The 24,830-nt window shown below is 72.1% G+C and carries 22 protein-coding genes; 3 read left to right on the top strand and 19 right to left on the bottom strand.

Going from position 1 to position 24,830, the window contains the following annotated elements:
- The 15 genes from HHX41_RS28970 to HHX41_RS28900 form a co-directional block, all read right to left on the bottom strand.
- Positions 1-383: DUF742 domain-containing protein (locus HHX41_RS28970; RefSeq protein WP_396795326.1), on the bottom strand; the 383-nt coding region annotated here is incomplete at its 3' end.
- A gap of 119 nt (positions 384-502) precedes the next feature.
- Positions 503-916 (bottom strand): roadblock/LC7 domain-containing protein, encoded by a 414-nt coding sequence (locus HHX41_RS28965; protein ID WP_205825907.1) that lies wholly within the window; start codon positions 914-916, stop codon positions 503-505.
- Positions 917-924: 8 nt separating this feature from the next.
- Positions 925-4,167: a nitrate- and nitrite sensing domain-containing protein gene (locus HHX41_RS41065; protein ID WP_310742230.1), complete on the bottom strand. Its 3,243-nt coding sequence runs from the start codon at positions 4,165-4,167 to the stop codon at positions 925-927.
- A 382-nt stretch (positions 4,168-4,549) separates the two neighbouring features.
- A complete protein-coding gene (locus tag HHX41_RS28955) occupies positions 4,550-5,086 on the bottom strand; it encodes an ATP/GTP-binding protein (protein ID WP_310742229.1) in 537 nt (178 codons plus the stop codon).
- 28 nt (positions 5,087-5,114) lie between these two features.
- Positions 5,115-5,474: a DUF742 domain-containing protein gene (locus HHX41_RS28950; protein ID WP_030510865.1), complete on the bottom strand. Its 360-nt coding sequence runs from the start codon at positions 5,472-5,474 to the stop codon at positions 5,115-5,117.
- A gap of 15 nt (positions 5,475-5,489) precedes the next feature.
- Complete coding sequence (locus tag HHX41_RS28945; RefSeq protein WP_169981945.1) at positions 5,490-5,909, bottom strand: roadblock/LC7 domain-containing protein; 420 nt, start codon at positions 5,907-5,909, stop codon at positions 5,490-5,492.
- Positions 5,906-9,133: a nitrate- and nitrite sensing domain-containing protein gene (locus HHX41_RS28940; protein ID WP_182908463.1), complete on the bottom strand. Its 3,228-nt coding sequence runs from the start codon at positions 9,131-9,133 to the stop codon at positions 5,906-5,908. The genes HHX41_RS28945 and HHX41_RS28940 overlap by 4 nt, the downstream gene beginning before the upstream one ends.
- 230 nt (positions 9,134-9,363) lie before the next feature.
- Positions 9,364-11,700: a [protein-PII] uridylyltransferase gene (locus HHX41_RS28935; RefSeq protein ID WP_259401382.1), complete on the bottom strand. Its 2,337-nt coding sequence runs from the start codon at positions 11,698-11,700 to the stop codon at positions 9,364-9,366.
- A 4-nt stretch (positions 11,701-11,704) separates the two neighbouring features.
- Entirely contained in the window at positions 11,705-12,043 is a 339-nt protein-coding gene (locus HHX41_RS28930) for a P-II family nitrogen regulator (protein WP_030510869.1), read from the bottom strand.
- Positions 12,040-13,356, bottom strand: coding sequence for an ammonium transporter (locus HHX41_RS28925; protein ID WP_182908462.1), 1,317 nt, complete (start codon positions 13,354-13,356; stop codon positions 12,040-12,042). The genes HHX41_RS28930 and HHX41_RS28925 overlap by 4 nt, the downstream gene beginning before the upstream one ends.
- Positions 13,357-13,628: 272 nt before the next feature.
- Positions 13,629-14,561, bottom strand: a complete 933-nt coding sequence (locus HHX41_RS28920; RefSeq protein WP_169981948.1) for an RNA polymerase sigma factor RpoD/SigA — start codon at positions 14,559-14,561, stop codon at positions 13,629-13,631.
- A 224-nt stretch (positions 14,562-14,785) separates the two neighbouring features.
- Entirely contained in the window at positions 14,786-15,934 is a 1,149-nt protein-coding gene (gene hutI / locus HHX41_RS28915; protein ID WP_169981949.1) for an imidazolonepropionase, read from the bottom strand.
- A 53-nt stretch (positions 15,935-15,987) separates the two neighbouring features.
- Positions 15,988-17,331 (bottom strand): formimidoylglutamate deiminase, encoded by a 1,344-nt coding sequence (locus HHX41_RS28910; protein WP_182908461.1) that lies wholly within the window; start codon positions 17,329-17,331, stop codon positions 15,988-15,990.
- A gap of 73 nt (positions 17,332-17,404) precedes the next feature.
- Positions 17,405-18,091, bottom strand: a complete 687-nt coding sequence (locus HHX41_RS28905) for an SDR family oxidoreductase (RefSeq protein WP_182908460.1) — start codon at positions 18,089-18,091, stop codon at positions 17,405-17,407.
- A 45-nt stretch (positions 18,092-18,136) separates the two neighbouring features.
- On the bottom strand, positions 18,137-18,475 hold the full coding sequence (locus tag HHX41_RS28900) for a hypothetical protein (protein ID WP_182908459.1): 339 nt from the start codon (positions 18,473-18,475) through the stop codon (positions 18,137-18,139).
- 39 nt (positions 18,476-18,514) lie between these two features.
- Here HHX41_RS28900 and HHX41_RS28895 point away from each other — a divergent pair, with 39 nt between their 5' ends.
- The 3 genes from HHX41_RS28895 to HHX41_RS28885 are packed head-to-tail and all read left to right on the top strand — an operon-like array spanning position 18,515 to position 20,796.
- On the top strand, positions 18,515-19,054 hold the full coding sequence (locus tag HHX41_RS28895) for a PadR family transcriptional regulator (protein WP_169981953.1): 540 nt from the start codon (positions 18,515-18,517) through the stop codon (positions 19,052-19,054).
- 18 nt (positions 19,055-19,072) lie between these two features.
- Positions 19,073-20,026 carry an ATP-binding cassette domain-containing protein gene (locus HHX41_RS28890; RefSeq protein WP_182908485.1) on the top strand — a complete coding sequence of 318 codons (954 nt, stop codon included), beginning with the start codon at positions 19,073-19,075 and terminating at the stop codon, positions 20,024-20,026.
- Between the two features lie 20 nt (positions 20,027-20,046).
- Entirely contained in the window at positions 20,047-20,796 is a 750-nt protein-coding gene (locus HHX41_RS28885) for an ABC transporter permease (RefSeq protein WP_182908458.1), read from the top strand.
- On the opposite strand, the gene HHX41_RS28880 is transcribed toward HHX41_RS28885, so the two are convergent.
- The 4 genes from HHX41_RS28880 to HHX41_RS28865 form a co-directional block, all read right to left on the bottom strand.
- Positions 20,793-21,611 carry an alpha/beta fold hydrolase gene (locus HHX41_RS28880; protein WP_182908457.1) on the bottom strand — a complete coding sequence of 273 codons (819 nt, stop codon included), beginning with the start codon at positions 21,609-21,611 and terminating at the stop codon, positions 20,793-20,795. The genes HHX41_RS28885 and HHX41_RS28880 overlap by 4 nt on opposite strands.
- Positions 21,612-21,911: 300 nt before the next feature.
- The gene (locus HHX41_RS28875; protein ID WP_182908456.1) at positions 21,912-23,699 is read right to left on the bottom strand and encodes an ABC transporter ATP-binding protein; all 1,788 of its coding nucleotides are present in this window, start codon (positions 23,697-23,699) and stop codon (positions 21,912-21,914) included.
- A gap of 91 nt (positions 23,700-23,790) precedes the next feature.
- A complete protein-coding gene (locus HHX41_RS28870) occupies positions 23,791-24,492 on the bottom strand; it encodes a hypothetical protein (protein WP_310742228.1) in 702 nt (233 codons plus the stop codon).
- 38 nt (positions 24,493-24,530) lie between these two features.
- A complete protein-coding gene (locus tag HHX41_RS28865; protein WP_169981957.1) occupies positions 24,531-24,725 on the bottom strand; it encodes a hypothetical protein in 195 nt (64 codons plus the stop codon).
- Between the last annotated feature and the right edge of the window lie 105 nt (positions 24,726-24,830).

Raw genomic sequence — 24,830 nt, 5'->3', positions numbered from 1 at the left:
TCCAACTGCGGCTGATGCACATGCACCAGCCCCTCCGCCGCCATGTCCGCGATCACCACACGAACCACACCCAGCGGAATCCGCAGCAACGCCGACACCTCCGCCACCGACCGCACCTGACGGCACAACGTGCTGATCGCCTGGCGTTCGGGGGTGAGCGTGGAAAGGTCCTGATGCATCACCGTGGCGGAGGACACGAGTGCCTCCATGGCGAGCTGGAGCCGCGGTGCCGTACGTCCGCCGGTGACGGCGTACGGCCGTACCAGCGAGCTCTGCTCCATCGGCGCCGGTGCCGGCGTCGGGACGGGGTTCATGCCGCCGTACTGCCGGTGGGCGTCGTCCACCGGCGGATAGGCCTCGTTGTTCCAGCCGCCGCCTGCCACAGCGTCCTCCTGACCTTGTCGCTCTCGCTCCGGAACCCGGCGGCCGCCCCGGCCGCTCCGCTCTCAGGGCGTCTTCCCCGATCTGTCCTCCACCACGTGCCTCACTTCGCGGAGTCGCCTCACCGCGGGTGGGACGCCTGGAGTTCGGCGCGGACCGCGGGAGTCAGCACCTGACCCGCCCGTTCCACCAGCAACGTCATCTGATAGGCCACCAGACCCAGATCCGAATCCGCCGCCGCCAGCACCGCCAGACAGGACCCGTCACTGATCGACATGATCAGCAACAACCCCCGCTGCATCTCCACCACCGTCTGCGTCACCGGGCCACCCTCGAACACCCGCGAAGCACCCTGCGTCAGACTGATCAACCCGGCCGCCACCGCCGCCAGCTGATCCGCCCGGTCCTTCGGAAACCCGTCCGAGAACGCCAGAGGCAACCCGTCCGCCGACACCACCACGGTGTGCGCCACACCCGGCACGTTGTTCACGAAGTCCGTGATCAACCAGTTGATGCCGCGCGCGGCCTGGCTCATTTCCCTCATCAGTCCTCCTTCTCAGTGTCCTGGGCATCGGGCATGCCCAGGGCCGCCGCCCCGGGATATCCCTGGTCCTCCTCGGCCTCCCCGCGGGCGACAGCCCGGCCCTGCCGGACGCCCTGCTGGAAGCTGGAGAGCCTGCTGCGCACCCGCTCGGGCGAGAGCACGGGCGGGGGCGACGGCGGGGAGGCCGCCGCCGCGGCGGGCTCCGCGGAGGGGGTGGCGGGAGCAGTGGCCGAGCCGGGGACCAGGTTCGCCTTGGGCACCCGCTTGGGCAGACCCGACGAGGTGACCCCGCCCAGGGCCGGCTCGCTGGCCGCCCTGGCCGCCTGCCAGCCGACGTCCGCCGGGGAGGACCAGGCCCTGGTATCCGTACCGGTCTCACCGTCGGCGTCGTTCTTGTCCGCCGGGACGTCGGCCTTCTTGAACCAGTCCGACTCGACCGCGGCGAAGATCGGGAGGAACTCCTCCTCCGACTCCAGCGGCGAGGTCCGCACCACCGGCAGCGGGCCGGTGTTGTCGTCGCCCTCGAAGGCGCCGCGGCCGGTCCGGCCGGCCCAGCCGGTGTCGGCGTCCTGCGGGGTGCCGGGCCAGGAGGCGCCCCCCGGCGGGGGCAGGTGGCCGGGCCATGGCGTGTCCACCGGGGCCTCCCCGACGTGACCCCGGTTGAAGGGGTTGGTGTCGAAGGGGCCGGCGTCGAACGGTCCCGAGTCGAAGTTCGTGGTCTCGAACGGGTCTCGCTCGGAGGGCGTCTTCTCGAACGGCGTCTTGTCGAAGGCCGCCCGGTCGAACGGTCCGGACTCGAACGGGCTGCGGCCGAAGGGATCGGGCTGCCCGCCCTGGCCGAAGCCGCCGGTGTCGAAGGGGTTGCGGGCGAACGGATCGGTCTCGCCCGGCCGCCCCGAACCGCCCGTCTCGAACGGGTTGCGCGCGAACGCGTCACCGTCGGCGCTCCGGCCCGGCGGCGGTTCGAAGGGGTTGCGGGCGAACGGATCGGGATCGAAGCCGACCGTCTCCCGCGGGAAGGACTCGAAAGGTCCACGCTCGAAGGGGTCGGCGCCGGGAGTGCCGACGCCGGGCGCGTCCGCGCCGAACACGGGAGTGCGTGACGGGTTCTCGAACGGCGTCGGGCTGGCGAGGGCCGGCGCGCCGCCGAACACGGAGGCGCCGAACTGAGGCCCGGTCCCGACGGCCGGCATCGGGCTGGTCAGCTCGGGCTGCGGCATGCCCGGCACGCCGGGGAAGGCCGGGCCGGCGTGGGCCAGCAGCGCCTCGGGCAGCAGCACCATGGCCGTCAGGCCACCGGTGTCCTGCTGGCGCAGCTGCACCCGGATGCCGTGGCGCAACGCCAGGCGGCCGACCACGAACAGGCCCATGCGACGGGACACCGACACGTCCACGACCGGCGGGTTGGCGAGCCGGTAGTTGGTCTGGGCCAGTTCCTCGGGCGTCATGCCGATGCCCTGGTCGCTGACGGAGATGATCAGGCCGCCGCCGTCGATGCGGTTGCTCGACACCGTGACCTTGGTGTCGCGCGGCGAGAAGGAGATGGCGTTCTCCACCAGCTCCGCCACGAGGTGGACGACGTCGTTGACCGACTGGCCGACGACCGACGCTCCGGACTGAACCTGGAGGTCGACGCGCTCGTAGTTCTCGACCTCCGACAGCGAGGCGCGCACGACGTCGACGATGGGCACCGGCTGACCCCAGCGGCGCGCGGCCTCCTGCCCGGCGAGGACCAGGAGGTTCTCACTGTTGCGGCGCATGCGGGTCGCCAGGTGGTCGAGCTTGAACAGGTTCCCGAGCCGCTGCTCGTCCTGCTCGCCCTGCTCCAGGCCGTCGATCAGGGACAGCTGGCGTTCCACCAGCGTCTGGGTGCGCCGCGACAGGTTCACGAACATCGCGTTGACGTTGCTGCGCAGCCGGGCCTCGTCGCCCGCCAGCCGGATGGCCTCGCGGTGGACCTCGTCGAAGGCCCGCGCGACTTCGCCGATCTCGTCGCGGGCGACCACCTGGATCGGGGCGATGGGCGGGACCTCGGCGGCGTCGCCGGCCTCCCGCAGCTTCTGGACGGTGTCGGGGAGGCGGCTGCCGGCGATCTCCAGCGCCTCGCTGCGCAGCCGCCGCAGCGGGCGTACGAGGGAGCGGGCGACGCCCGTGGTGACGAGCAGCACCGCGATCAGCAGGAGGGCGACGGCGACGGCCACGATGACGGCGCGCTGCTGCTCGTCGTCCTTGAGCGACTGGCTCCGCGCCACGATCGTGGAGGTCAGCTTGGCCTCGACGGTGCGCATCCGGTTGATGGGCTGCGACATCGCGTCGTACCAGAGGCGGGTGTCGTCGCGTACCGACAGGTCGAGGCCCTTGAGCGGGAAGCCCGCGTTGGCGCGGTCGAGCACCAGCGTGCGGATGAACTCCGCCTGGTCGACCTTGCCGCCGGTGACCGTGTTGTCGAAGTCGGTCCGCTCCTCGGCGGTGGCGCTCTTGCGGAAGGCGCGCAGCTCGCTCTCCTCGGCGGACACGGCGCCGAGGAAGTTCTGCAGCTGGGCCTGCTCGAAGCGGTCGACCGGCAGCACCGTGGTCAGCATGCCGCGCTGCACGGAGGCGCTCTCCTTCGCGCGGGCGAGCGCGGCCAGTGTGACGGCCGAGGCGGCGAGCCTGTCGTCCTGCGTGCTCTTGGCCAGGTCGTCCTGCAGGGCCAGCAGGGTGTCGATGACGAGGGTGTACTGGTCCAGGATCGCTCTGGGGAGCAGGTTCCCTTCCAGCGCCTGACTACGCAGGGACTCCACGCCGTCGAGCCTGCCGAGGATGTGCTCGATCTCGGCGGAGCCGCGGCTGCTCACCTTCGACCTGACCTCGTTCGCCAGGTCGCGCACCGCGGTGGACGCCTTGTTCGTGAGGATGATCTGCGCCTTGACGGCGGCGGTCGCCTTCGCCGGGCGGCCGATCGTCGCGTTCCAGGCGGCCCGGTCGCGTTCCGACTGCAGTTCGTGGGTGAGGCCCGCGACCTTGTCCACGAGCCGCGCCAGGTCACTGGTCTGCTGGTACTCGGACGCCGTGTTCACCGAGGTGATGACCCGAAGGCCGCCGAGCAGCAGCGCCGCCAGGGTGGGAATGAGAATCAGGGCCACAAGCCTGGAGCGCACGCGCCAGTTGCGCAGCAGGAAACGGCTTCCCTCGTCGGGCTCCTGCTCAGCCGGAACCCCGGTCCCGGGGCTCTGGTCGGTCCGGGGGTCTTGTGTCGTCACAGGCTTTGCAACCTCTCGCCGTATGTGCGCACAGGGGGGAGTGTCTCAGCACGGGTGGGGCTGGCGTGACGTGCGAGACGTCCTGCAGGCGAGGGTAATTGCAGCACACCGACACCAGGGAGGCCAACCGAACACCCGTGCACAAATAGCCTAGACAGGCATGGAGATGATGTTATTTGGTTAAATATCGGGTCGGCATCAATACCGAATTCTGCCCTGCCGGCTAGGGCGGGGTCTCGTGGATGCGACCGCCGAAGGCAAAGAATCCGGCTCCGGCCCCATGTTCGCACCATACGCCGCGAGGGCGGCACCCTCCTGGGTACCGCCCTCGCCGGACCCCTCTCCGGGGCGAGGTCTATCGGGGACATGGGTTCGTACGGGCTCAGTAGGGCCTGCCGTACGCGGCCCGGACGGTCAGCACGTACTCGACCAGGCTGATGAGCGTGGATTTGACGGCATCCCGCGAACGGGCGTCCGTACGGACGACCGGGACGTGCGGAGGCAGAGACAGCGCCTCACGGACCTCCTCCTCCGAGTGGAGGAACTGCCCCTCCCAGCCGTTCATCGCGACCAGGAAGGGAAGCTGGGCCTCCTCGAAGTAGTCGATCGCCGGGAAGCAGTCGGCGAGCCTGCGGCTGTCGACGAGCACGACCGCCCCGATGGCGCCGCGGACGAGGTCGTCCCACATGAACCAGAAGCGGTGCTGACCCGGCGTGCCGAACAGGTAGAGGATGAGGTCCTGGTCGAGCGAGAGCCGGCCGAAGTCCATGGCGACCGTCGTGGTCGTCTTGTTCGGCGTGAGCCCCAGGTCGTCGATGCCCGCGCTGGCGTCGGTCATCACGGCCTCGGTCGTCAGCGGCAGGATCTCGGAGACGGCACCGACGAAGGTCGTCTTCCCGACGCCGAACCCACCCGCCACGACGATCTTCGTCGAGGTAAGACCACGGCTAGAGCCTGCGTAGTCCACTGAGCACCCTTTCGAGCAGGTTGAGGTCTGGCTGTCCCTGGTTCAGCTGCGGCATGTGCAGGCGGACCAGACCCTCGTCGGCCATGTCGGCGATGAGCACACGTGCCACGCCGAGCGGGACCCGGAGCAGCGCCGAGATCTCCGCGACCGATCGTACGGAACGACATAGCATCATGATCGACTCCTGCTCAGGGCTGAGCAGGGAATAGTCATTGCTCTTCAAGGTCACCGATGATACGAGGGTTTCCATCGCCATGTGGTAACGCGGCTCGGATCGGCCACCGGTGACGGCGTACGGACGGAACAGAGGCTCGTCCTCTGTCCCGTCACGATCACGCATGGCCCGCTCCCATGGTCATCGCCGTGACGTCTGCAGTTCGGCGCGCAACGCCGGAGTGAGCACCTGCCCCGCCCGCTCGACGAGCAGGGTCATCTGGTAGGCCACCAGGCCCATGTCGCAGTCGGGAGAGGCGAGCACGGACAGGCACGACCCGTCGCTGATCGCCATCACGAGCAGCAGCCCGCGCTGCATCTCGACGACCGTCTGCGTGACCGGACCGCCCTCGAACACCCTCGCGGCGCCCGCCGTGAGGCTGAGCAGGCCGGCGGCGACGGCGGCGAGCTGGTCGGCGCGGTCAGGCGGAAAGCCGTCCGATTGGGCCAGCCGCAGGCCGTCCGACGACACCACCACCGCGTGCGCCACGCCGGGCGTGGTGCCGACGAACTCGGTGATCAGCCAGTCGAACCTGCGTGCTTCCACGCTCAGCTCAGTCACGAGCCCTCCTCCTCTTTACCCGACCCTTCGGCGAAACCTCCGGCCGCTTGGGCCCGGCCTCGCCTAACACCCTGCTGGAAGCTGGACAGGCGGTTGCGCACCGCATCGGCCGAGACCGGGGGACGCGGGGCTGCGGGGGCAGGGCCCTCCGCGCCCACCGAACCGGGCACCAGGTTGGCCTTCGGCGTGCGCTTCGGCAAGCCCGCCGCGGTCACCCCGCCCAGCAGGGGGTCCCGGGCGCTCGCCGCGGCCTGGAAGCCGCTGTCGGCCCGCGACCGCCACCCGCCGGGCCTTTCGCCCTGCGGGTCGGCGGGCCCGGGCGCCGGGGCGGAACCCGGCACCCTGGCGATCTCCCCGGTGCTCTCCCCGGCCTTCTCCTCGTCCTCCTCGGTGCCGGACCGCGCCGCGGGCGCGGCCTGCGGGCCGGTGGTGTCCGAGGGACGCCGGAACCACGCGGACTCGACCGAGGCGAAGATCGGCAGGAACTCGTCGCCCCGCTCCAGCGGCGAGTCGTCGACCGAGGGCAGCTGCCCGGTCGACGACGCCTCGTTCTCCGCCGCGAAGGCCCCGGCGCCGCCGGGAGACGCCGGTGCGCCCGCCGCCCCGGCCGGTCCGGTGCCCGACGGAGAGAACGCCGTGGGCCCCGTGCTCGACGGAGAGAACGCGGTCGGTCCGGTACTCGACGGAGAGAACGCCGTCGGTCCGGTACTCGACGGAGAGAACGCCGTCGGTCCGGTACTCGACGGAGAGAACGCGGTCGGTCCCGTGCTCGACGGTGAGAACGCCGTGGGCCCGGTGGACGCGCCCCGCTGTGGGAGGCCCGCCGGTCCGGTGGGCAGCGACGGCCACGAATGCTCGGCGCGGTCCTCGCCGCTCCCGCTCGCGGCCCCGGTCAGCGGCGACGCCGAGGGCCCGGCGGACACCGGAGGCCACGACGAGTCGGGCCGCTCCCCGAACGCGGGGCGCGGGGTGTCGCCGTCCGCCGCCCTCCCGGGCGCGCCCGGCGCCGGATGCGGCCCCGAGTGCTCGGTGAACGCCCCTCCCGCGAACGAGTTCTCCGCGGGCCCGGCCGCCACCTCACCCGTCGGCGCGCCGAACGCGGTGAACCCGCCCGAGGCGTTGCCGCCGGTCCCGGCCCCGCTGAGCCCGCTCCCGCTGGTCGCCGGGGGCCTGCGGGATCCGACACCGCCACCCGCCGTACCGTTGCCGGCGCTCCAGGGTTCGAACGAACCGCCCGGCGCGGAGCCGAGCGGGTCCGGCTCGGCGGCGAACGCCTGCCGGGCCGGCAGCCCGGCCGCCGTCTGCCCGGCCGGAACGGAGGGGCGCGGCATGACGGGCTGGTCGGCGTTGGTGATGAGCTGGGTGGGGAACAGCACCATGGCGATGACGCCCGCGCCTTCGCCCCGGCGCAGCTGCACCCGGATACCGTGGCGCAACGCGAGGCGGCCGACCACGAACAGGCCCATCCGGCGGGACACCGACACGTCGATCGTGGGCGGCTCGGCGAGACGGCGGTTGATCTCCGCGAGCTCCTCCGGCGACATGCCGATGCCGGCGTCGGTGACGCCGAGCATCACGGCGCCGCCCTCGACGGGGCTGCTGGACACGACGACCTTGGTGTTGCGCGGCGAGAAGGCGATGGCGTTCTCCACCAGCTCGGCCAGCAGGTGGACGACGTCGTTGGCGGCGTGCCCGGCGATCGCGATCGTACGGGGGATCCGGACGACGACCCGCTCGTAGTCCTCGACCTCCGACAGCGACGCGCGGACCACGTCGACCAGCCGGGCGGGCTGGCTGCGCTTGCGAGGCGGCTCGTGACCGGCGAGGACCAGGAGGTTCTCACTGTTGCGGCGCATGCGGGTGGCCAGGTGGTCCAGCTTGAACAGGTCGGCCAGGCGCCGGCCGTCCTCCTCGCCCCGCTCCAGGCCGTCGATCAGCGAGATCTGCCGCTCCACCAGCGTCTGCGTACGCCGTGACAGGTTCACGAACATCGCGTTGACGTTGGCGCGCAGGCGGGACTCCTCGGCGGCCAGGCGCACGGCCTGCGTGTGGACCTCGTCGAAGGCCTGTGCCACCTCACCGATCTCGTCGCTGCTGTCGACCGCGATCGGCTGCACATGGGACTCGCGCCCGGGGTCCTCGGACTCGCGCATCCGCCGCACGATCTCCGGCAGCCTCCGCCCGGCGATGTCGAGCGCCTCCGCCCGCAGGCGGCGCAGTGGCGAGACCATCGACCGCGCGATGAGCACGGTCGTGGCGAGCACGAGCACGAGGAGCGCGAGGATCAGGCCGCCGGCGATGAGGGCGTTGCGCTGCTCGGCCGACTGCAGCTCGCGGGCGCGGTCCTGCACCAGCCCCGACACGCGTCCCTCGACGGCCGCCATCTGCTCGATCGCCTTAGTGCTGTCCTGGAACCACTGCTGGGTCGTCCTGTCCCTGCCCTGGTAGCGGCTGAGGGAGTGGTTCTGCAGGCCGAGCGTGAGCGCCCACGACTTGGTCAGCTCGCTGTTGACCACGTCCCTGTCGGCGAAGAGGGTGACCAGGCGGCTCGCCTCGGCCGGCGGGGCCTCCGTGTAGAACGTCGCCAGGTAGCTCTGCTGACGGGACTGCGAGGCCAGGAAGTCCTGCAGCTCGAACGTGGTGAAGACCTGGTTGCGCTCCATCAGCTCACGGGTGAGGGTGGCCCGCTGCAGGGCCGCCTCCTCCTTGGCGTGGGCGAGAGCGTTGAGAGCGCGGATGTTGCCGACGATCGAGGCGTTGTCGTCGTTGTTGCCCAGCTCGTCCTGCAGACGCAGGATGTTGGCGATCAGAGCGCTGTAGTCCTCGGGCGCGCCGTTGTCGCGGATGCCCGGAAGGCTCGAGATGCGGCTGGTGAGCTGCTGCGCCTGCTCCACCGTACGGGTGCCGTAGTCCGCGTCGAGGTTCTTGAGGTCGGCCTTGACCTGCTGGATCAGCGGGTCGACCGCCGCGCGCTGCTGGGCGCGGGTCACCTCGGTCTCCCCGTCGATGTTGAACTTGCGCCTGCCGGCGCCACCCCAGACGAACAGGTCACGTTCGAGGGCGAGCTGCTCGGCGAGGTCCCGCAGGTGCACCGAGTACTCCGCCGCCGACCTGGTCCGCTGGTAGGCCGTCAGGCTGTCGATCGAGCCGACGACGCGGATGCCGGCGAGCAGCACGGCGACGATCGTCGGGGCGACGATCAGCGCGGTCAGGCGTGTGGGCACTCGCCAGTTGCGCGGCGAGAGACGACTCCGCCGCCTGCGGTTATCGGTATTCGACTGCTCCATGCTCACCGGCCCCGCCATCGTTCGGCTTGCCTTCACGCGTCTGGACAGCATGAAGTGACACAGCTATATAAGCGGGGACAATTCGACCACAAGGTCACGACAGCGAGCGGCCCTACCCCTACCGCAGCACCCCAATTGTTACCAAGAGGTGAGGATCGTGACCCAGCTCACCTGAGGGCGGCGAGCACGTGCTCCCGCACCTGCATACGCTGCTGCTCATCGAGAACGGGACGGCCTGTTCGATCCGCCACATAGAAGACATCCACCGCTTCTGCGCCCAGAGTCTCCACACGCGCGGCGCGTACGTCAAGCCCGCACTCGCCGAACGCCCGGCCGATCCGCCACAGCAGGCCGGGCCGGTCGTGCGCCCGCACCTCCACCACGCTCGCGGTGTTGGACGCGTCGTCGAGCAGGGTGACGCGGGGCGGCGCGACCGGCACCCGGGAGGGACGCATCGACCTCGCCCGCCGGGCCAGGCGCTGTTCGATGTCGAGCCGTCCGGCCAGGACGAGGCGCAGGTCGGCCTCCAGCGTCGCGGGGTCCGGCGGCGTGCCGAACTCGGGCGCCACGACGAACTCGATGACCGCCGTCGACCCGGCGGACGCGGCGGAGGCGGAGCGGACCGCCATACGGTGCGCCGCGAGCACCCCGGCCGCCCGCCACAGCAGGCCCGGCCGGTCGGGCGCGACCACGGTGACCGCGCTCCCGTGGACGCGCACCGCGCCGCCGCCGTGCCGGGCGAGCGCCGCCTGCTCGGGGGAAAGGGCCGGCGCGGGCGCCGGCGGCGTGCCGGACAGCACCGACCGCACCCGCCGGACCAGGTCGGAGACCAGGGACGCCTTCCAGGAGTTCCACGCGGCGGGGCCGGTGGCGTTGCCGTCGGCCACCGCCAGCGCGGACAGCAGTTCGAGCACCTGCCTCGACCCGACGGCCTCCGCGACCCGGGAGATCGTCACCGGGTCGTCCAGGTCCCGCCGGGTGGCGGTCTCCGGCAGCAGCAGATGGTGCCGCACCACGGTCGCGAGGACGTCCACGTCCGCCTGGGGCAGGCCCATCCTGGTGCCGATGTCCCTGGCGACGATCTCACCGGTGGTGGAGTGGTCGCCCGGCCAGCCCTTGCCGACGTCGTGCAGGAGCGCCGAGATGAGCAGCAGGTCGGGACGCGACACCTCACGGGTGAAGGCGGCCGCGCCGGCGGCGGTCTCGATGAGGTGCCGGTCGACGGTGTAGCGGTGGACCGGGTTGCGCTGGGGGCGGTGACGTACGCGCTCCCAGTCGGGGATGAGCTTCACGAGCACCCCCGCCTGGTCGAGCTCCTCCCAGACCGGTACGGCGGCGCGCCCCGCGCCGAGCAGGGCGACCAGCGCGCCGCGGGCCTCCGGGGGCCACGGCACGGGCAGCGGCGGAGACTGGGCGGCCAGCGTGGAGACCGTCGCGGGCGCGAGCGGCAGCCCGGCCTCCGCGGCGGCCGCGGCCGCGCGGAGAACGAGCGTGGGGTCGGTGCGCGGGCTGACGCCGCGGGCCAGCACGACCTCGCCGCCGTGCTCCACGACGCCGTCGGCGAGAGGCCTGCGCCCCCGGGGCGCGGGACCGGTGAGCAGCCGATCGACCGTGCGCCAGGTGGCGTCGAACGCGTGGGAGACGGTCCGGCCCGCCTCGGCCAGACGGCGCATCAGCGCCTCGGCGTCCAGCAGGCCCAGCGTGCCGGCGACCGCGTCCTGCTCCTGGAGCACCAGGCGGTCGGTGCCGCGCGCGGTGACGAGGTGCAGCCCGTGCCTGATGTCCAGCAGCAGTTCGTACGCCTCGCGCACCCGGGGGCCGGGGGCCGAGGCGACCCAGGCGGCGGCCACGGCCTGCATCGCCTGCACGTCGCGCAGCCCGCCCCTGGCGTCCCTGAGGTCGGGTTCGAGCAGGAATGCCAGCTCGCCGCCCGACTCGGCGCGCTTGTCGGCGGAGGCGCGCAGCTCGGCCAGCCTGCGCCGGGAGTCCGCGCGCCACTCGGCGAGCACCGCCTCCCGAGCGGCCCTGGTCAGCTCGGGGTCGCCCACCACGTGGCGGGCCTGGATCAGGCCGAGCACGGCCTTGAGGTCCTCCCTGGCGACCTTCACCGCCTCGTCCACGGTACGGACCGAGTGGTCGAGGCCGATCCCGGAGTCCCAGATGGGGTACCAGATGCGGTCGGCGATCCTCGCCACGTCGTCGCGGCCGTCGTGGAGCAGGACCAGGTCGAGGTCGCTGCCCGGGGCGAGCTCGCCCCGTCCCAGGCTGCCGACCGCGACCAGGGCGATCCCGCTGATCCCGTTGGGCCCGCCGGTGACGGGGCCGACTCCGAGGGAGGCGGCGGGGCCGCGCTCCTCGGGGAGGCCGCCCTTCCCTCCCGATTCCCCCTCCCGCGCGTACGGCCGCATGGCCGCCGTGCGGAACAGATCGGTGAGCCATCTGTCGATGTCCGCGGCCCGGTCCTTGCGGACCGCGGCGAACGAGCGCGCCTCCCCTCTCATCATCCGGTTACAGCGCCTCCGGCCCGCGCTCCCCGGTGCGGACCCGTACGACCGTGTCCACCGGGACCGACCAGACCTTGCCGTCACCGATCTTGCCGGTCTGGGCCGCCTTGACGATGACGTCGATGACGTCCTCGGCGTCGTCCTCCTCGGCGAGCACCTCGACCCGGACCTTGGGCACCAGGTCGACCTGGTATTCGGCGCCGCGGTAGACCTCGGTGTGGCCGCGCTGCCGGCCGTAGCCGCTGGCCTCAGAGACCGTCATGCCCTTGATGCCGAACTGCTCCAGGGCGGCCTTCACGTCGTCCAGTTTGAACGGCTTGATGACTGCGGTGATGAGTTTCATGCGTCGACCTTCTTCGCAGGCGCGGGCACGGGCCCGTTGACGGAGGCCACTCCCGAGGAGTGGACGGTGCCGAGGTCGTACCCGGTCTCGGCGTGGGTGGTGATGTCGATGCCGGTGACCTCGTCCTCCTGGTCGATCCGGAAGCCCATCGTCTTGTCGATGATCTTTCCGATCACGTACGCCATGATGAAGGAGTAGAGGCCGACCGCGACAGGGCCGAGGGCCTGCACGCCGAGCTGGGAGATCGGGCCGCCGTAGATGAGGCCCTGGTTCTGGCCCTCGGCGAAGGGGTAGCGGGCGATGATGCCGAGCGAGACCGCGCCGATCGCCCCGCCGACCAGGTGCACACCGACCACGTCGAGCGAGTCGTCGAAGCCGAGGCGGTACTTCAGGCCCACCGCGTACGCGCAGACCGCGCCGGCGACGAGACCGAGGACGAGCGCCGCCCACGGGTCGACGAAACCACAGGCGGGGGTGATGGCCACGAGGCCGGCGACGGCGCCGGAGGCGACGCCGAGAGTGGTGGAGTGGCCGTCGCGCAGCTTCTCCACGAGGATCCAGGCGCCGGCCGCGGCGGCCGTGGCGACCTGGGTGTTCATGAAGGCGAGGCCGGCGGTGCCGTCGACGGCGAGCTCGGACCCGGCGTTGAAGCCGAACCAGCCGAACCACAGCAGGCCCACGCCGAGCAGCACCAGGGTCAGGTTGTGCGGCCGCATCGGGTCCTTGCGCCACCCGGTGCGCTTGCCCAGCACGAACGCGAGCGCGAGGCCCGCGGCGCCGGCGTTGACGTGGACGACCGTGCCTCCGGCGAAGTCCTCGATGCCGAGGTTCGCCAGCCAGCCGCCGCCCCAGACCCAGTGGGCGACCGGGAAGTAGACGAGCGTCGCCCAGGCGAGGCCGAAGACGACCCACGCGCCGAACTTCGCCCGGTCGGCGATGGCGCCGCTGATGAGGGCCACGGTGATGATCGCGAAGGTGAGCTGGAAGGCCGAGAACACCAGACTCGGCATACCGGTGCCGTCGTCATTGGTGGTCGTGTCGATGAGGCTCTGCAGGCCCACGGCGTCCCCGCCGCCGATGAGCTTGTTGACCCAGTTGTCCCCGTCGCCGAAGGCGTCGAAGGCCAGCGAGTGGCCGTACAGGACCCAGGCCATGGTGACGGTGATGATGCTGACGAACGACATCATCATCATGTTCAGGACGCTCTTCGCCCTGGTCATGCCCCCGTAGAAGAACGCGAGCCCGGGCGTCATCAGCAGCACCAGTGCGGTTGCTGTGATCATCCAGGCGGTGGTGCCGGTATCGATCTTCACCGACGCGGCCCTCCTTACAATTGGCGTGTGGCCGGTTATCACTCCCTCAGTGGCTTCGCTCGGGGTCACCATCGGCCGGCTGGCGCACTGACGTTGGCGACAGCGTGTTCTTCCGCCGTTTCAGCCCACGACCATGCGTGTTTCACATGTGTGAATCTCGCCACCGACGTGTTTCGGGCTGGTTTCGGACGTGCTCAGAACGACAAAACGCGCACCCCCAAGGGGTGCGCGTCGTCACGGCCGGAATCACCGGCCACCACCGGGGCCGCGGACTACGCGGCGCTGGCCATCTTGCGCAGCCGCACCAGCGCGTCGCGCTCGATGCGCCGGGCGCGGTCGCGGCCGATGCCGTAGCGCTCCCCCACCTCGGTGAGGGTGTGCTCGCGGCCGTCCACCAGGCCGTACCGCCAGCGCAGCATCTCGCGCATCTGGCCCTCCAGGCCGGTCAGCCACTGCTCCAGGCGCTCCTTCTCCAGCGTGGCCATGGCCTGCTGCTCGGGATCCGCCCAGGTCTCGTCGGCGATCATGTCGCCGAGCTCGGTCTCGTCCTCGTCTCCCACGCCGAGCTGGAGGGAGACCGGGTCGGAGGCCCAGCGGCGCAGCTCCTGCACCCGCTCGATCGGCAGGTCGAGCACCGCGGCGAGGTCGGCGTCGGTCGGCTCGGCGTCGAACTCCGCCAGCATGTCCCTGCGCACCCGCATGAGCCGCGTCATCTGCTCACCCGCGTGGGTGGGCAGGCGCACCGGCCGCGCCTGCTCGTGGATCGAGCGGCCCACCGACTGCCGGATCCACCAGGTGGCGTAGGTCGAGAACTTGTACCCCCTGCGGTAGTCGAACTTCTCCACCGCCCGGACCAGCCCGAGGTTGCCCTCCTGCACCAGGTCGATCAGCGGCATTCCCCGGCCGGAGTACTTCCGCGCGACCGCCACCACCAGACGTAGGTTGGCCTGGATGAACTCGTCCTTCGCCCGCCGCCCCGAGATCGCGATGCGCTCCAGCTCCTCGTCGGTCGCGTCCGCGATCTTCGGCTCGCGCCGCCCGCTGTCGAGCAACTGCTCGGCGAACAGCCCCGCCTCGATGCGCTTGGCCAGCTCGACCTCCTGCTCCGCGGTCAGCAGCGGGACGCGGCCGATCTCGGCCAGATACGTCCCCAGCAGATCCCGGTCAGAGACATGCTGTTCCTGCGTCCGATTCCCCGTCGCCATCCGATGGCACCTCGTTCCGCCGCCGCGATATGCAATATTTGAGCCGGCGAACCGGGCGTGTCCGCCCCGCTCGGCACGGCCCCCGGCTTCCTGCTCCTGACCCGGTCAACGGCCGGTCCGAGGCAAAGATTCCCCAAACGAATACGACCCGGGAATGGTTTCGTTTTCCTCCCCAAGGAGGATGCGGGGCCGGGAGAAAAGGCGATTACCCAGGTCCGGCGGGCTCAAACGAGGCGGCGTCCCATCCGCCAGACCTGCGCCGCCAGCGGCACCCCTGGCCGGTACGCCAGGTGGACGTACGACGGGGCCTCCAGGATGACGAGGTCCGCGCGGGAGCCCACGCACAGGGTGCCCACGTCGGTGCGCCGCAGCGCCCACGCGCCCCCGCGGGTAGCCGCCCGCACGGCCTCCAGCGGCGTCATGCCCATCTCGCGTACGGCCAGGGCGACGCAGAACGGCATCGAGGTGGTGAAGGAGGAGCCCGGATTGCAGTCGGTCGCCAGCGCCACGGTGACGCCCGCGTCGAGCAGCCGCCGCGCGTCCGGGTACGGCGACCTGGTGGAGAACTCCGCGCCCGGCAGCAGGGTGGCGACCACCCCGCTCGCGGCGAGCGCGTCCACGTCCGCCTCGGTGAGATGGGTGCAGTGGTCGGCGGAGGCCGCCCCCATCTCGCAGGCCAGCCGCACCCCGGGGCCCTCGCCCAGTTGGTTGGCGTGGACCCGGATCCGCAGCCCGGCCTTGCGTCCCGCCGCGAGCACCTCCCTGCTGTGCTCCTCGCCGAACGCGCCGCGCTCGCAGAACACGTCCACCCATTTGGCGTACGGCGCGCACGCCTCCAGCATCGGGCCGGTCACGAGCCGGACGTAGTCGTCGGCGGTCGTCTCCGGCGGCACGACGTGCGCCCCGAGGAACGTCGTCTCCTCGGTGAACTGGCGGGCGATCTCCAGGCTGCGGCGCTCGTCCTCGACCGTGAGGCCGTACCCGCTCTTGATCTCGAACGTCGTCGTGCCCTGCATGGTCATCTCCGCGACCAGCAGCGCGGTCGTCTCCACGAGCTCGGGGACGGTGGCCTTCCTGGTCGCGGCGACGGTCGAGCGGATGCCGCCCGCGGTGTAGGGCCGGCCGGCCATCCGCGCGGCGAACTCCCCGGTGCGGTCGCCGGCGAAGACCAGGTGCGCGTGGCTGTCCACGAAGCCCGGGATGACAGCCCGCCCCTCCACGTCGACCCGCTCGTCGGCGGGCGGGGCGTCGGCGGAGCGGCCGATCCACCGGACCACGCCGTTCTCCGCGACCAGCGCGGCGTCCTCGATCTCCTCGCGCTCGGGGTCCGCCGTGTACAGCAGCCCGATGTCCGTGAAAACGACTGATGTCATGCCGCTCGGCCCCACGTCTCCTGATCCTCGCCACCCCGCGAAGGGCGCAAACCTCACCGGTGCAGCGGCGCGAGCGCGTCGCGCAGCAGCGCCCCTGCGTCGCCGAGCACGTGCCGCCCGTCCTCCACGATCCGCCGCCCGCCGGCGACCACCGAGTGCACGTCGGGGGCGGTGGCGGCGAACACCACCGACTCCACCGCCGAGGCCTTCGTCGCGCCGGCCGTACGGACCGAGTCGAGCCGTACGGAGACGAGGTCGGCCCAGGCACCGGGCACCAGGCACCCCGCGTCGGGGAAACCCAGCGACGCCTGACCGGCGGCGGTCGCGGCGTGCAGGAGCTGCGCGGCGGGCCAGTGCCCGCGCTCGCCCGTGACCAGCCGCTCGTCCAGCTCCACCGCCCGCGCCTCCTCGAACAGGTCGATGACCGCCTGGCTGTCGGTGCCGAGCGTGACCGGCGCCCCGGCCTCCAGGAGCCTGCGAGCGGGGCCGACGCCGTCGGCGAGGTCGCGTTCGGTGGTGGGGCACATGCACACGTGGGTGGTGGAGCCGCCGAGCAGCGCCACGTCCACGTCGGACAGATGGGTGGCGTGCACCGCGGTCGAGCGCGGCCCCAGCACGCCGTGGTCGTGCAGCACCTGGACGGGCGTGGCCGAGTAGACCTCCACGCACGCCTCGTTCTCGGCCCGCTGCTCCGACACGTGCGCGTGCAGCGGCCCGGTGTGCCGGTGGGCGAAGTCGACGACGACGTGCATCTGCTCGGGCGGCACCGCGCGCACGGAGTGGATGGCCGCGCCGATCTCGACGTCCTCCTCGCCCTCGTAGACCCGGGCGAGCTCGTCGGCCCTGGCCGCCCAGCGTTCCGCGTCCCCGTCGCCGAAGCGCAGCTGGGTGCCGGTGAGTGCCTCGCCGATGCCCCCGGTCAGATAACAGGTGTCGAGCAGGGTGATGCGCAGCCCGGCTCGCCTGGCCGCCTCGACCAGCGCTCGGCCCATCGCGTTCGGGTCCGCGTACGGCCTGCCCCCGGGGCCGTGGTGCAGGTAGTGGAACTCGGCCACGGTGGTGATCCCGGCGAGCGCCATCTCGGCGTACGTCGCGGTGGCCAGGGCGAGGTAGCGGTCCGGGTCGAGCGCCTCGGCGGCCGCGTACATCCGCTCACGCCAGGTCCAGAAGCTGCCGCGACCGGCCTGGGTGTGACCGCGCAGCGCGCGGTGGAAGGCGTGCGAATGACAGTTGGCCAGGCCGGGCAGGGTCAGCCCGGCCAGTCGTACGGCTCCGGGGGGAGGCGGCGCCTCGGGCCTGATCTGCGCGATGCGGCGGCCCTCGACGCCGACGACGACGCTCTCGACGACCTCGCCCGGCGACAGCCACGCCATCTCGCACCAGTAATTCACGTGCACCGGTCCTCCAGGTGGGCGGCGTGGCGGTGCTGCCACTGCTGTCGAACGTGCGTCCCCGCGCCTCGCGCGGCCGTCAGCGGGTCGGTCCCGCCGCCGGCCGTACGGTGATCTCGGTGACGTGGGCGTCGGGCGTGGCCGTCACCGCGGCCAGCACGGCCCGCGCCACCGATTCCGCCTCCAGATACCTTCCCGGCTCGTACGGCCCCTCCTCCTGGGCACGGACGTCCCTTTGCATATCCGTGTCCACCCGCCCCGGAAAGACGGTGGTGACGCGCACGCCGTGGGCGTTCTCCTCCTCGCGCAGCACGTCCGCGTACGCGCGGAGGGCGAACTTGCTGGCGGCGTAGGCGCCCCAGTTGGGGTTGGCCCGCTGCCCGGCGCCTGAGTTGATCAGCACGACGTGCCCCCGGGCCGCGCGCAGCGCGGGCAGCAGCAGCCGGGTCAGCTCGGCGACCGCTATGACGTTGACCTCCATCGTCCGCCGCCAGACCTCGGCCGGGACGTCGGCGAGGTGGCCGAGCCTGGCGATGCCCGCGCTGTGGACCAGCAGGTCGAGCCGGTCGATCCCCTCCACCTCGGCCGGGGTGAGCTCGGTGAGCTCCACCGCCCAGGGGCGGGCCACCGGCAGCTCGGCGCACATGGCGTCGAGCGCGGTGCCGTCCCGCCCGCCCAGGAGAAGCTCGTGCGTCGGGGCGAGGGCACGGGCGATCGCCGCCCCCACGCCCCGCGAGGCGCCGGTGATCAAAGCCGTGGGTCGCATGGACCTCACCTTAGAGCGTCCCGCCGATCTCCCCCGGCACCGGCGTCACCGCTGCGGGCGCAGGGTCGCCGGGCCCGGGTGCTCCAGGTGCAGGGCGTAGACGTGGTGCGGGTAGCGGTGGTCGGCCGGGCGCACCCGCACCTCGCCGGCGGCGGCCTCCAGGATCACGCAGCGGTACCACTCGCCGTCCTCCAGGAACTCCCAGTGGCCGCTGAGCACGTCGAGCCCCGTGCGCCGCACCTCCGCCTCCGCCCGCTCGTACGGCCCGGCCGCGCCGAGGGGGTAGCCGAACACGGTCAGCGGCTCCCACTGCTCGCCGTCCCACCGGACGAAGCCCAGCAGGGCTCCGTCGTCGTCCCTGCGGATCTCGTGTCTGTCGTTCACGGTTGACCACGATACTCAAGTTTGTATACAAATTTGAATATGTCATCGACGCGGGTGCTGATCCTGGGCGTGCTGCTCGACGGGCCGCTGCACGGCTACGAGGTACGCAAGAAGCTCGAACTGTGGGGCGCCCAGCACTGGGCCAACGTCGCCTTCGGCTCGATCTACCACGCCCTCGGGAAGATGGCCCAGGAGGGCCTGCTCGAAGTGGTCGGCGACGACCGGCCCTCCGGCCGGGGGCGGACGGTCTACGCGATCACGCCCGAGGGCAGGGCCGAGTTCGACCGGCGGCTGCGCGAGCACTGGTCGGAGATCATGCCGATCGTCGACCCGTTCCAGGTCGCGCTGACGTTCATGGACCGGCTGTCCAGGGCCGATCTGCAGGCGGCCGTGCGGGACAGGACCGAGCGGCTGCGCGCGGCGTTCGACAGCTACGAGCGGGCCCGCGAAGCCAAGCGCGCGGCGGGCGCCCCCCGGCACGTGGACGAGTGCCTGGAGCTGAACGCGGCCGAGTACCGCGCGCAGCTGGAGTGGCTGGAACAGGCCGTCGACCGCATCGAGCGCGGCGACATCCCATGAACCGAGGAGCCCAGGATGATCATTGACGCACGGGGATTACGCAAGACCTACCGCCCCCGGGGCCGCCGCGCCGCCGCGCCGGTGGAGGCCGTACGAGGGGTCGACCTCCAGGTCGCCGAAGGCGAGATCGTCGGCGTGCTCGGTCCCAACGGCGCCGGGAAGACCACGACGATCCGCATGCTGGCGACGCTGGTCGCGCCCACCGCCGGCACCGCGACGGTGGCCGGGCACGACCTGCTGACCTCCCCCGAGCAGGTGCGGCGCCGCATCGGCTACGTCGGCCAGGCCGGCGGGGTCGACGAGAACAACACCCCCCGGGCCAATCTCCGGCTCGCCGCCCGGGTCAACGGCCTGGCGGCGGCCGAGGCCGCCGCGCGCACGGACGAGGTGCTCACGGCCTTCGACCTGGCAGGCCTGGCCGACCGGCCGGCCCGCACCCTGTCCGGCGGCCAGAAGCGGCGCGTCGCGATCGCGCTCGGCCTGGTCCACCGGCCGCCGCTGCTGTTCCTCGACGAGCCCACGACCGGCCTCGACCCGCAGAACCGGGCCAACCTCTGGGAGCAGATCAGGACGCTGCGCGACGGCGGGACGAGCGTCCTGCTCAGCACCCACTACCTGGACGAGGCCGACGCGCTGTGCGACCGCCTGGTCATCGTCGACCACGGGCTCGTCGTCGCGGCCGGGACGCCCGCCGAGCTCAAACGCGAGATCGCCGGCGATGTCGTGTCCCTGCGCGTGTCCGGCACGGACGAGGCGGCGCCGGTGCTGGACGGCCTGCCGTACACGAGAGAGGTCAGGGCCGACGGCGGCCTGCTGCGCGTATACCTGGACGACGGCGAGCGGGCGCTGCCGCACCTGCTGGCCGCGCTCACCGGGCGGGGCCTGGCCCTGGAGTCCGTGGCGCTCGACCGGGCCACGCTCGACGACGTCTTCCTGCGCAGGACCGGCCGCTCGCTGCGCGACGCGGCCTGACCCCCCCGAAAGGTGCGACGATGCTGAAGCACACCGGCCTGTTCCTGGCCTACGAGTTACGCAACACCGCCCGCAACCCGGTCTGGCCGCTGTTCGGCCTCCTCCAGCCCGTCCTCTATCTGCTGCTGTTCGCCCCGCTGCTGGCCAACACGATGCCCGGCGTGCCGGACGAGCGCACGCTCGCCATGTTCACCCCCGGCGTGATGGTGATGATCGCGCTGTTCGGCTCGCTGTTCGTGGGCTTCGGCATGATCGCCGAGATCCGTGCCGGGGTGCTCGAACGGCTCGCCGCGAGCCCGGCGAGCCGCCCGGCCATCGTCCTCGGCCGGACCCTGCGCGACATGATCGTGCTGGTCGCGCAGGCGGTGCTGATCATCGTGGTGGCGCTGCTCATGGGCATGCGGCCCAGCCTGCCGGGCGTCGCCCTGATGCTCCTGCTCATGGCCCTGACCGGCCTGTTCGCCTCCGGCCTCTCGTACGGCCTGGCCCTGGCCGTGCGGGACGAGAACGGCATGTCGCAGATCCTGCAGTTCTTCGCGCTGCCGCTGATCCTGTTCACCGGCATCCTGCTGCCGATGTCGCTCGCCCCGCAGTGGATGCGGACGGTCGCCCAGGTCAACCCGCTCTACCACGCGGTCGAGGCCGGGCGGGCGCTGTTCGCCGGCGACCTCGCGGGCGGCCACGTGGCGCTCGCGTTCGCCCTGATGGCGGTGCTCGCGGTGCCCGCCCTCGCCTGGTCGGTCCGCTCCATGCGCCGCCTCGCCGGCTAACCGTTCTTGAGGAAGGCCAGCAGGTCGTCGTTCAGGGCGTCCTTGTGCGTCACGAACAGGCCGTGCCCGGCGGTGGGGTACTCCTTGTAGACCGCCCCGGGCACGAGGGCGGCCGTACGGCGGCCGGTCACCTCGACCCGGGCCGACATGTCGGCGGCGCCGTGCACCACGAGCGCGGGCACGGTGATCTCCCGCAGCCCGGCCCGGTGGTCGGCGTGGTAGAGCGCCTCGAACACCCGCGACGTCGCCCACGGCGAGGCCGACAGGCACTGCGCGAGCGTCCAGTCCACGAGTGCCGGGGACACGTCGTTGCCGAGGTGCGTGGCGAACCACGCCTGCGCCTGCCGGGCGAACCACTTCGGCCGGTCGGTCGCGAACTGGGCGAGCGTCGCCCGCAGCGCCTCCTCGGGGGCGCCCTCCGGGTTGTCCGCGGTCCGCTTGAGGAACGGCAGCACGGCGGAGACGAACGCGACCCGGGCGACCCGCTCCTCGCCGTGCCTGGCGAGGTAGCGGGCGATCTCGGCGCCCCCGGCCGAGTGCCCCACCAGCGTCACGCGGCGCAGGCCGAGGTGCTCGATCAGGGCGGCCACGTCGTCCGCCAGGCTGTCCAGGTCGTAGCCCGTGGAGGGGCGGTCGGAGCGGCCGTGCCCGCGCCGATCCAGCGTCACGCAGCGGTAGCCGTGCTCGACGAAGAACGGAAGCTGGTACTCCCACATGTCGCTGTGCAGCACCCAGCTCGCCAGGAAGAGGATCGGCTCACCCTGCCCGTAGTCCTCGTAGGCCAGCCGCGTGCCGTCGAAGGTCTCGAAGAACATGTCCACTCCCGCTGTCTCGTCTCGGCAACCGGAGTCTGGCCGGGCGAGGTCAGAAGATCGATGACGCGGGAGGTAAAGCACGGCGGGGCGCCCCGGCCTGACCGGCCGGGGCGCCCCGCCTCCGACCCGTGTCACCCGGACGCGCCCGCACGCGCGTTGGCTCCGGGAACCGGGCGGTGGTGAAGGAGAGGTTACGCACCACCGACCTTCCCGGTCCCCGGTCGAAAGAAGCTGTGGCCCGGTGTAAGGGCTGCTCACGGCTTCGCCATCGGCGTCTGCGGAGGTTCGCGGGGCCGCCGGTCAGGACGAGACGAGGAACTGCGTGGCGGCCAGCTCGCGATAGAGCTCGTCGGCCGCGACCAGCTCGTCGTGGGTGCCCCAGGCCCGCACGCGGCCGGCCTCCATCACCACGATCCGGTCCGCCCCCGTCACGGTGGACAACCGGTGGGCGATCACCAGGACGGTCGTCTCGCGCGCCACCTCGGCCACGACCTCCCGCAGCCGCATCTCGTTGACCGCGTCGAGCTGGGAGGTCGCCTCGTCGAGCAGCAGCAGCCTGGGACGGCGCAGCAGCGCCCTGGCGATGGCCACCCTCTGCCGCTCGCCGCCCGACAGCAGCACCCCGCGATGGCCGACCTGTGTCTCCAGTCCTTCGGGCAGCCGCTCGACCAGGTCGTCCAGGCGCGTACGGGCCAGAGCGTGGGCGATCTCCTCGCCGGTCGCGCCGGGCGCGCCGAAGACGAGGTTCTCCCGGAGCGTGCCGGCCAGCACCGGGGCGTCCTGCTCGACGTATCCGAGCATGGCCCGCAGCTCGCCGAGCGGCCAGTCGCGGATGTCCCGCCCGCCGAGGGTGATCGTCCCCTCCTGCGGCTCGTAGAACCGCTCGATGAGGCCGAACACCGTCGACTTGCCCGCGCCCGAGGGGCCGACCAGCGCGGTCATGCCGCCGGCGGGCGCCTCGAACGTCACACCGTGGTGGACCACCGGCCGGTCCTCGCCGTAGCGGAAGACGACCCCGGAGAACGTCACCCCGACGGGCTCGCCTCCCGTCCGCGTCACGGGAGCGGCGGCGGGCTCGGTGGGCAGCGTGGCGATCTCCTGGATGCGTGTCACCGCGGCCAGGCCGTTCTGGATCTGCGTGAGGCTCTGGACGATCTGGCCGATCGGGGAGACCAGGTAGAAGAGGTACATGAGGAACGCGATCAGGGCGGAGATCTCCATCTCCCCCGCCGCCACCCGCGCGCCGCCGACCCCCAGCACCGCGAGGAACGCGAGCTGGATGGACATCCACGCGCCGATCCCGGCCAGCGAGGTCCACGCGGCGGCGGCCACGCCCCGGTCGCGCGCCTCGACGGCCGCCGCGCCCACCGCCGCGGTCTCCCGCGCCTCGCCGCCGGCGGCCTTGACCGTACGGAACGCCTGGAGGGCGCGGTCGAGCACCGAGCCCATCTCGCCGAGCGCCACCTGCGCCTGCAGGGATGCGCGGCGGATACGCGGGGCGATGACCACACCCAGGAGCCCGACCAGCGCGACGACGGCGAGCGTGACGACCAGCAGCAGGCCGTCCATGATCGCCATCATCACGGCGGCGCCCAGGAACGTGAAGACGGAGCCGACCAGTGAGGCCAGCGCGTCCGTGCAGACGGCACGCAGCAGCGTGGTGTCGGAGCCGACCCGCGACAGCAGGTCGCCGGGCTTGAGCCGGTCCACGTCGGAGACCGTGAGCCGCAGGATGCGGTCCACCAGGCTCCGGCGGGAGTCGAGCACGATCGTCTCGCCCATCCGCTCCAGCAGGAACCGCCCGGCCGCCGAGATCAGCGCGCCGGCCAGGACCGCGACCGACAGCCCGAGCACCGGGCCGGCCAGCGCGCCGCCCTCGCCGAACGTGTCGATCACCCGCTTGGCCATGACCGGCATGGCGAGCCCGGTGAGACTGCCGACGAGGCTCAGCAGGCCGCCCAGCAGGAGCACCCGCCGGTGCGGGCGCACCTGGTCGAGCAGCAGCCGCCAGGAGGCGCGCTCCCCCAGGGACGCCTTCGTCCCTGGCCCGGGCCGGCCACCGCCGGGGCCGTCGCCGTCCGTCCCCATGGAGCCCCCTCGCGCGAACCCGGCGTGCGATCTCCCGGAGACACTAATTCACCGGAAACGCCGGTGCGCGCGGGGATTCAGCCGTCCTGGATCAGTCCACGTCCGGCACGTCGAGGTCGAACTCCGCGTCGCCGTCGTCGACGCGGCGCAGCTTGATGTCCTCCACCCAGGCGTACGCGAAGCGCCGCACGGCGGCGACGCCCTCCTCGTCCAGGCCGCCGAACGCCTCGTCGGCGAGCAGGTCGACGGTCTCCAGCCGCTCGACCAGGTCCTCCACCCGCCACTCGTCGTCGTACCGCGCGCCGAGCCGTTCGAGCAGGCGGAAGGAGTACAGGCCGGACACCGAGGCGACGTCGGCGAAGTCACGCGGCAGGCCGCGGTCCTGCAGGGCGCGGACCTTGAGGCCCACCGCGTCGTCCAGGCCCACCACCCGGCAGGGCCCGATGTCGGCGGGCCGGTCCCGCAGCGGCTCGCGGAGCAGGGCGACCTCGCACGACTGGCCGGTGATCTCGTCGGTGACGACGACGCGGCCGATACGGGCGCCCGCCTCGCACACCTCGGCCGACAGGCCGGTGCTCCGGAACGCCTCGGCCAGCGCCGCGCCGATCTCCGCCAGCGGCGCCTCCCCGCCGGTGGCGAAGGTGAGGTCGTCGACCTTCCGGGACGTACATCCGTGCGCCGGCAGCGCGTATCCGCCGGCGAGCAGCAGGCCGTACCGGTCGAGGACGGGCCGCGCGTCCTCGATGAGGCGCAGGTGGAACGGGGGCGCGGAGAAGGCGGGTGACTCGGTCACCACCTCAGTATCGCGTCCGCACCCACCGTGACGATGTGTCATCCGGGCACCCCGTAGAGCAGGCGGATCTCCCGGGTGGTGTCCATGATCTCGTACCACGTGAGGCACAGGTCGGCCTCGGCCTCCTCACCGCGTGCCTCGGCGGCCATCAGCCGGTCCCCGGTGAGCAGCGCCGCCTCCCGTTTGAGCTGGGCCGCCATCCGTTGGAACACGAACCGCTCGCGAGACTCCATTACCGCCCCTCCCGCCCCCCAACAGTTCTTACACAGGGGTGAAATACCCACAGAACCGGCCGAAATGCTCATGGGGAGATCCGCGCACGTCACACGGGTGCCGGC

Origin of the sequence: Microbispora sp. H13382, assembly GCF_014161445.1 — a bacterium.
Classification (GTDB): domain Bacteria; phylum Actinomycetota; class Actinomycetes; order Streptosporangiales; family Streptosporangiaceae; genus Microbispora.
This window is presented reverse-complemented; position numbering and strand designations above follow the sequence as displayed.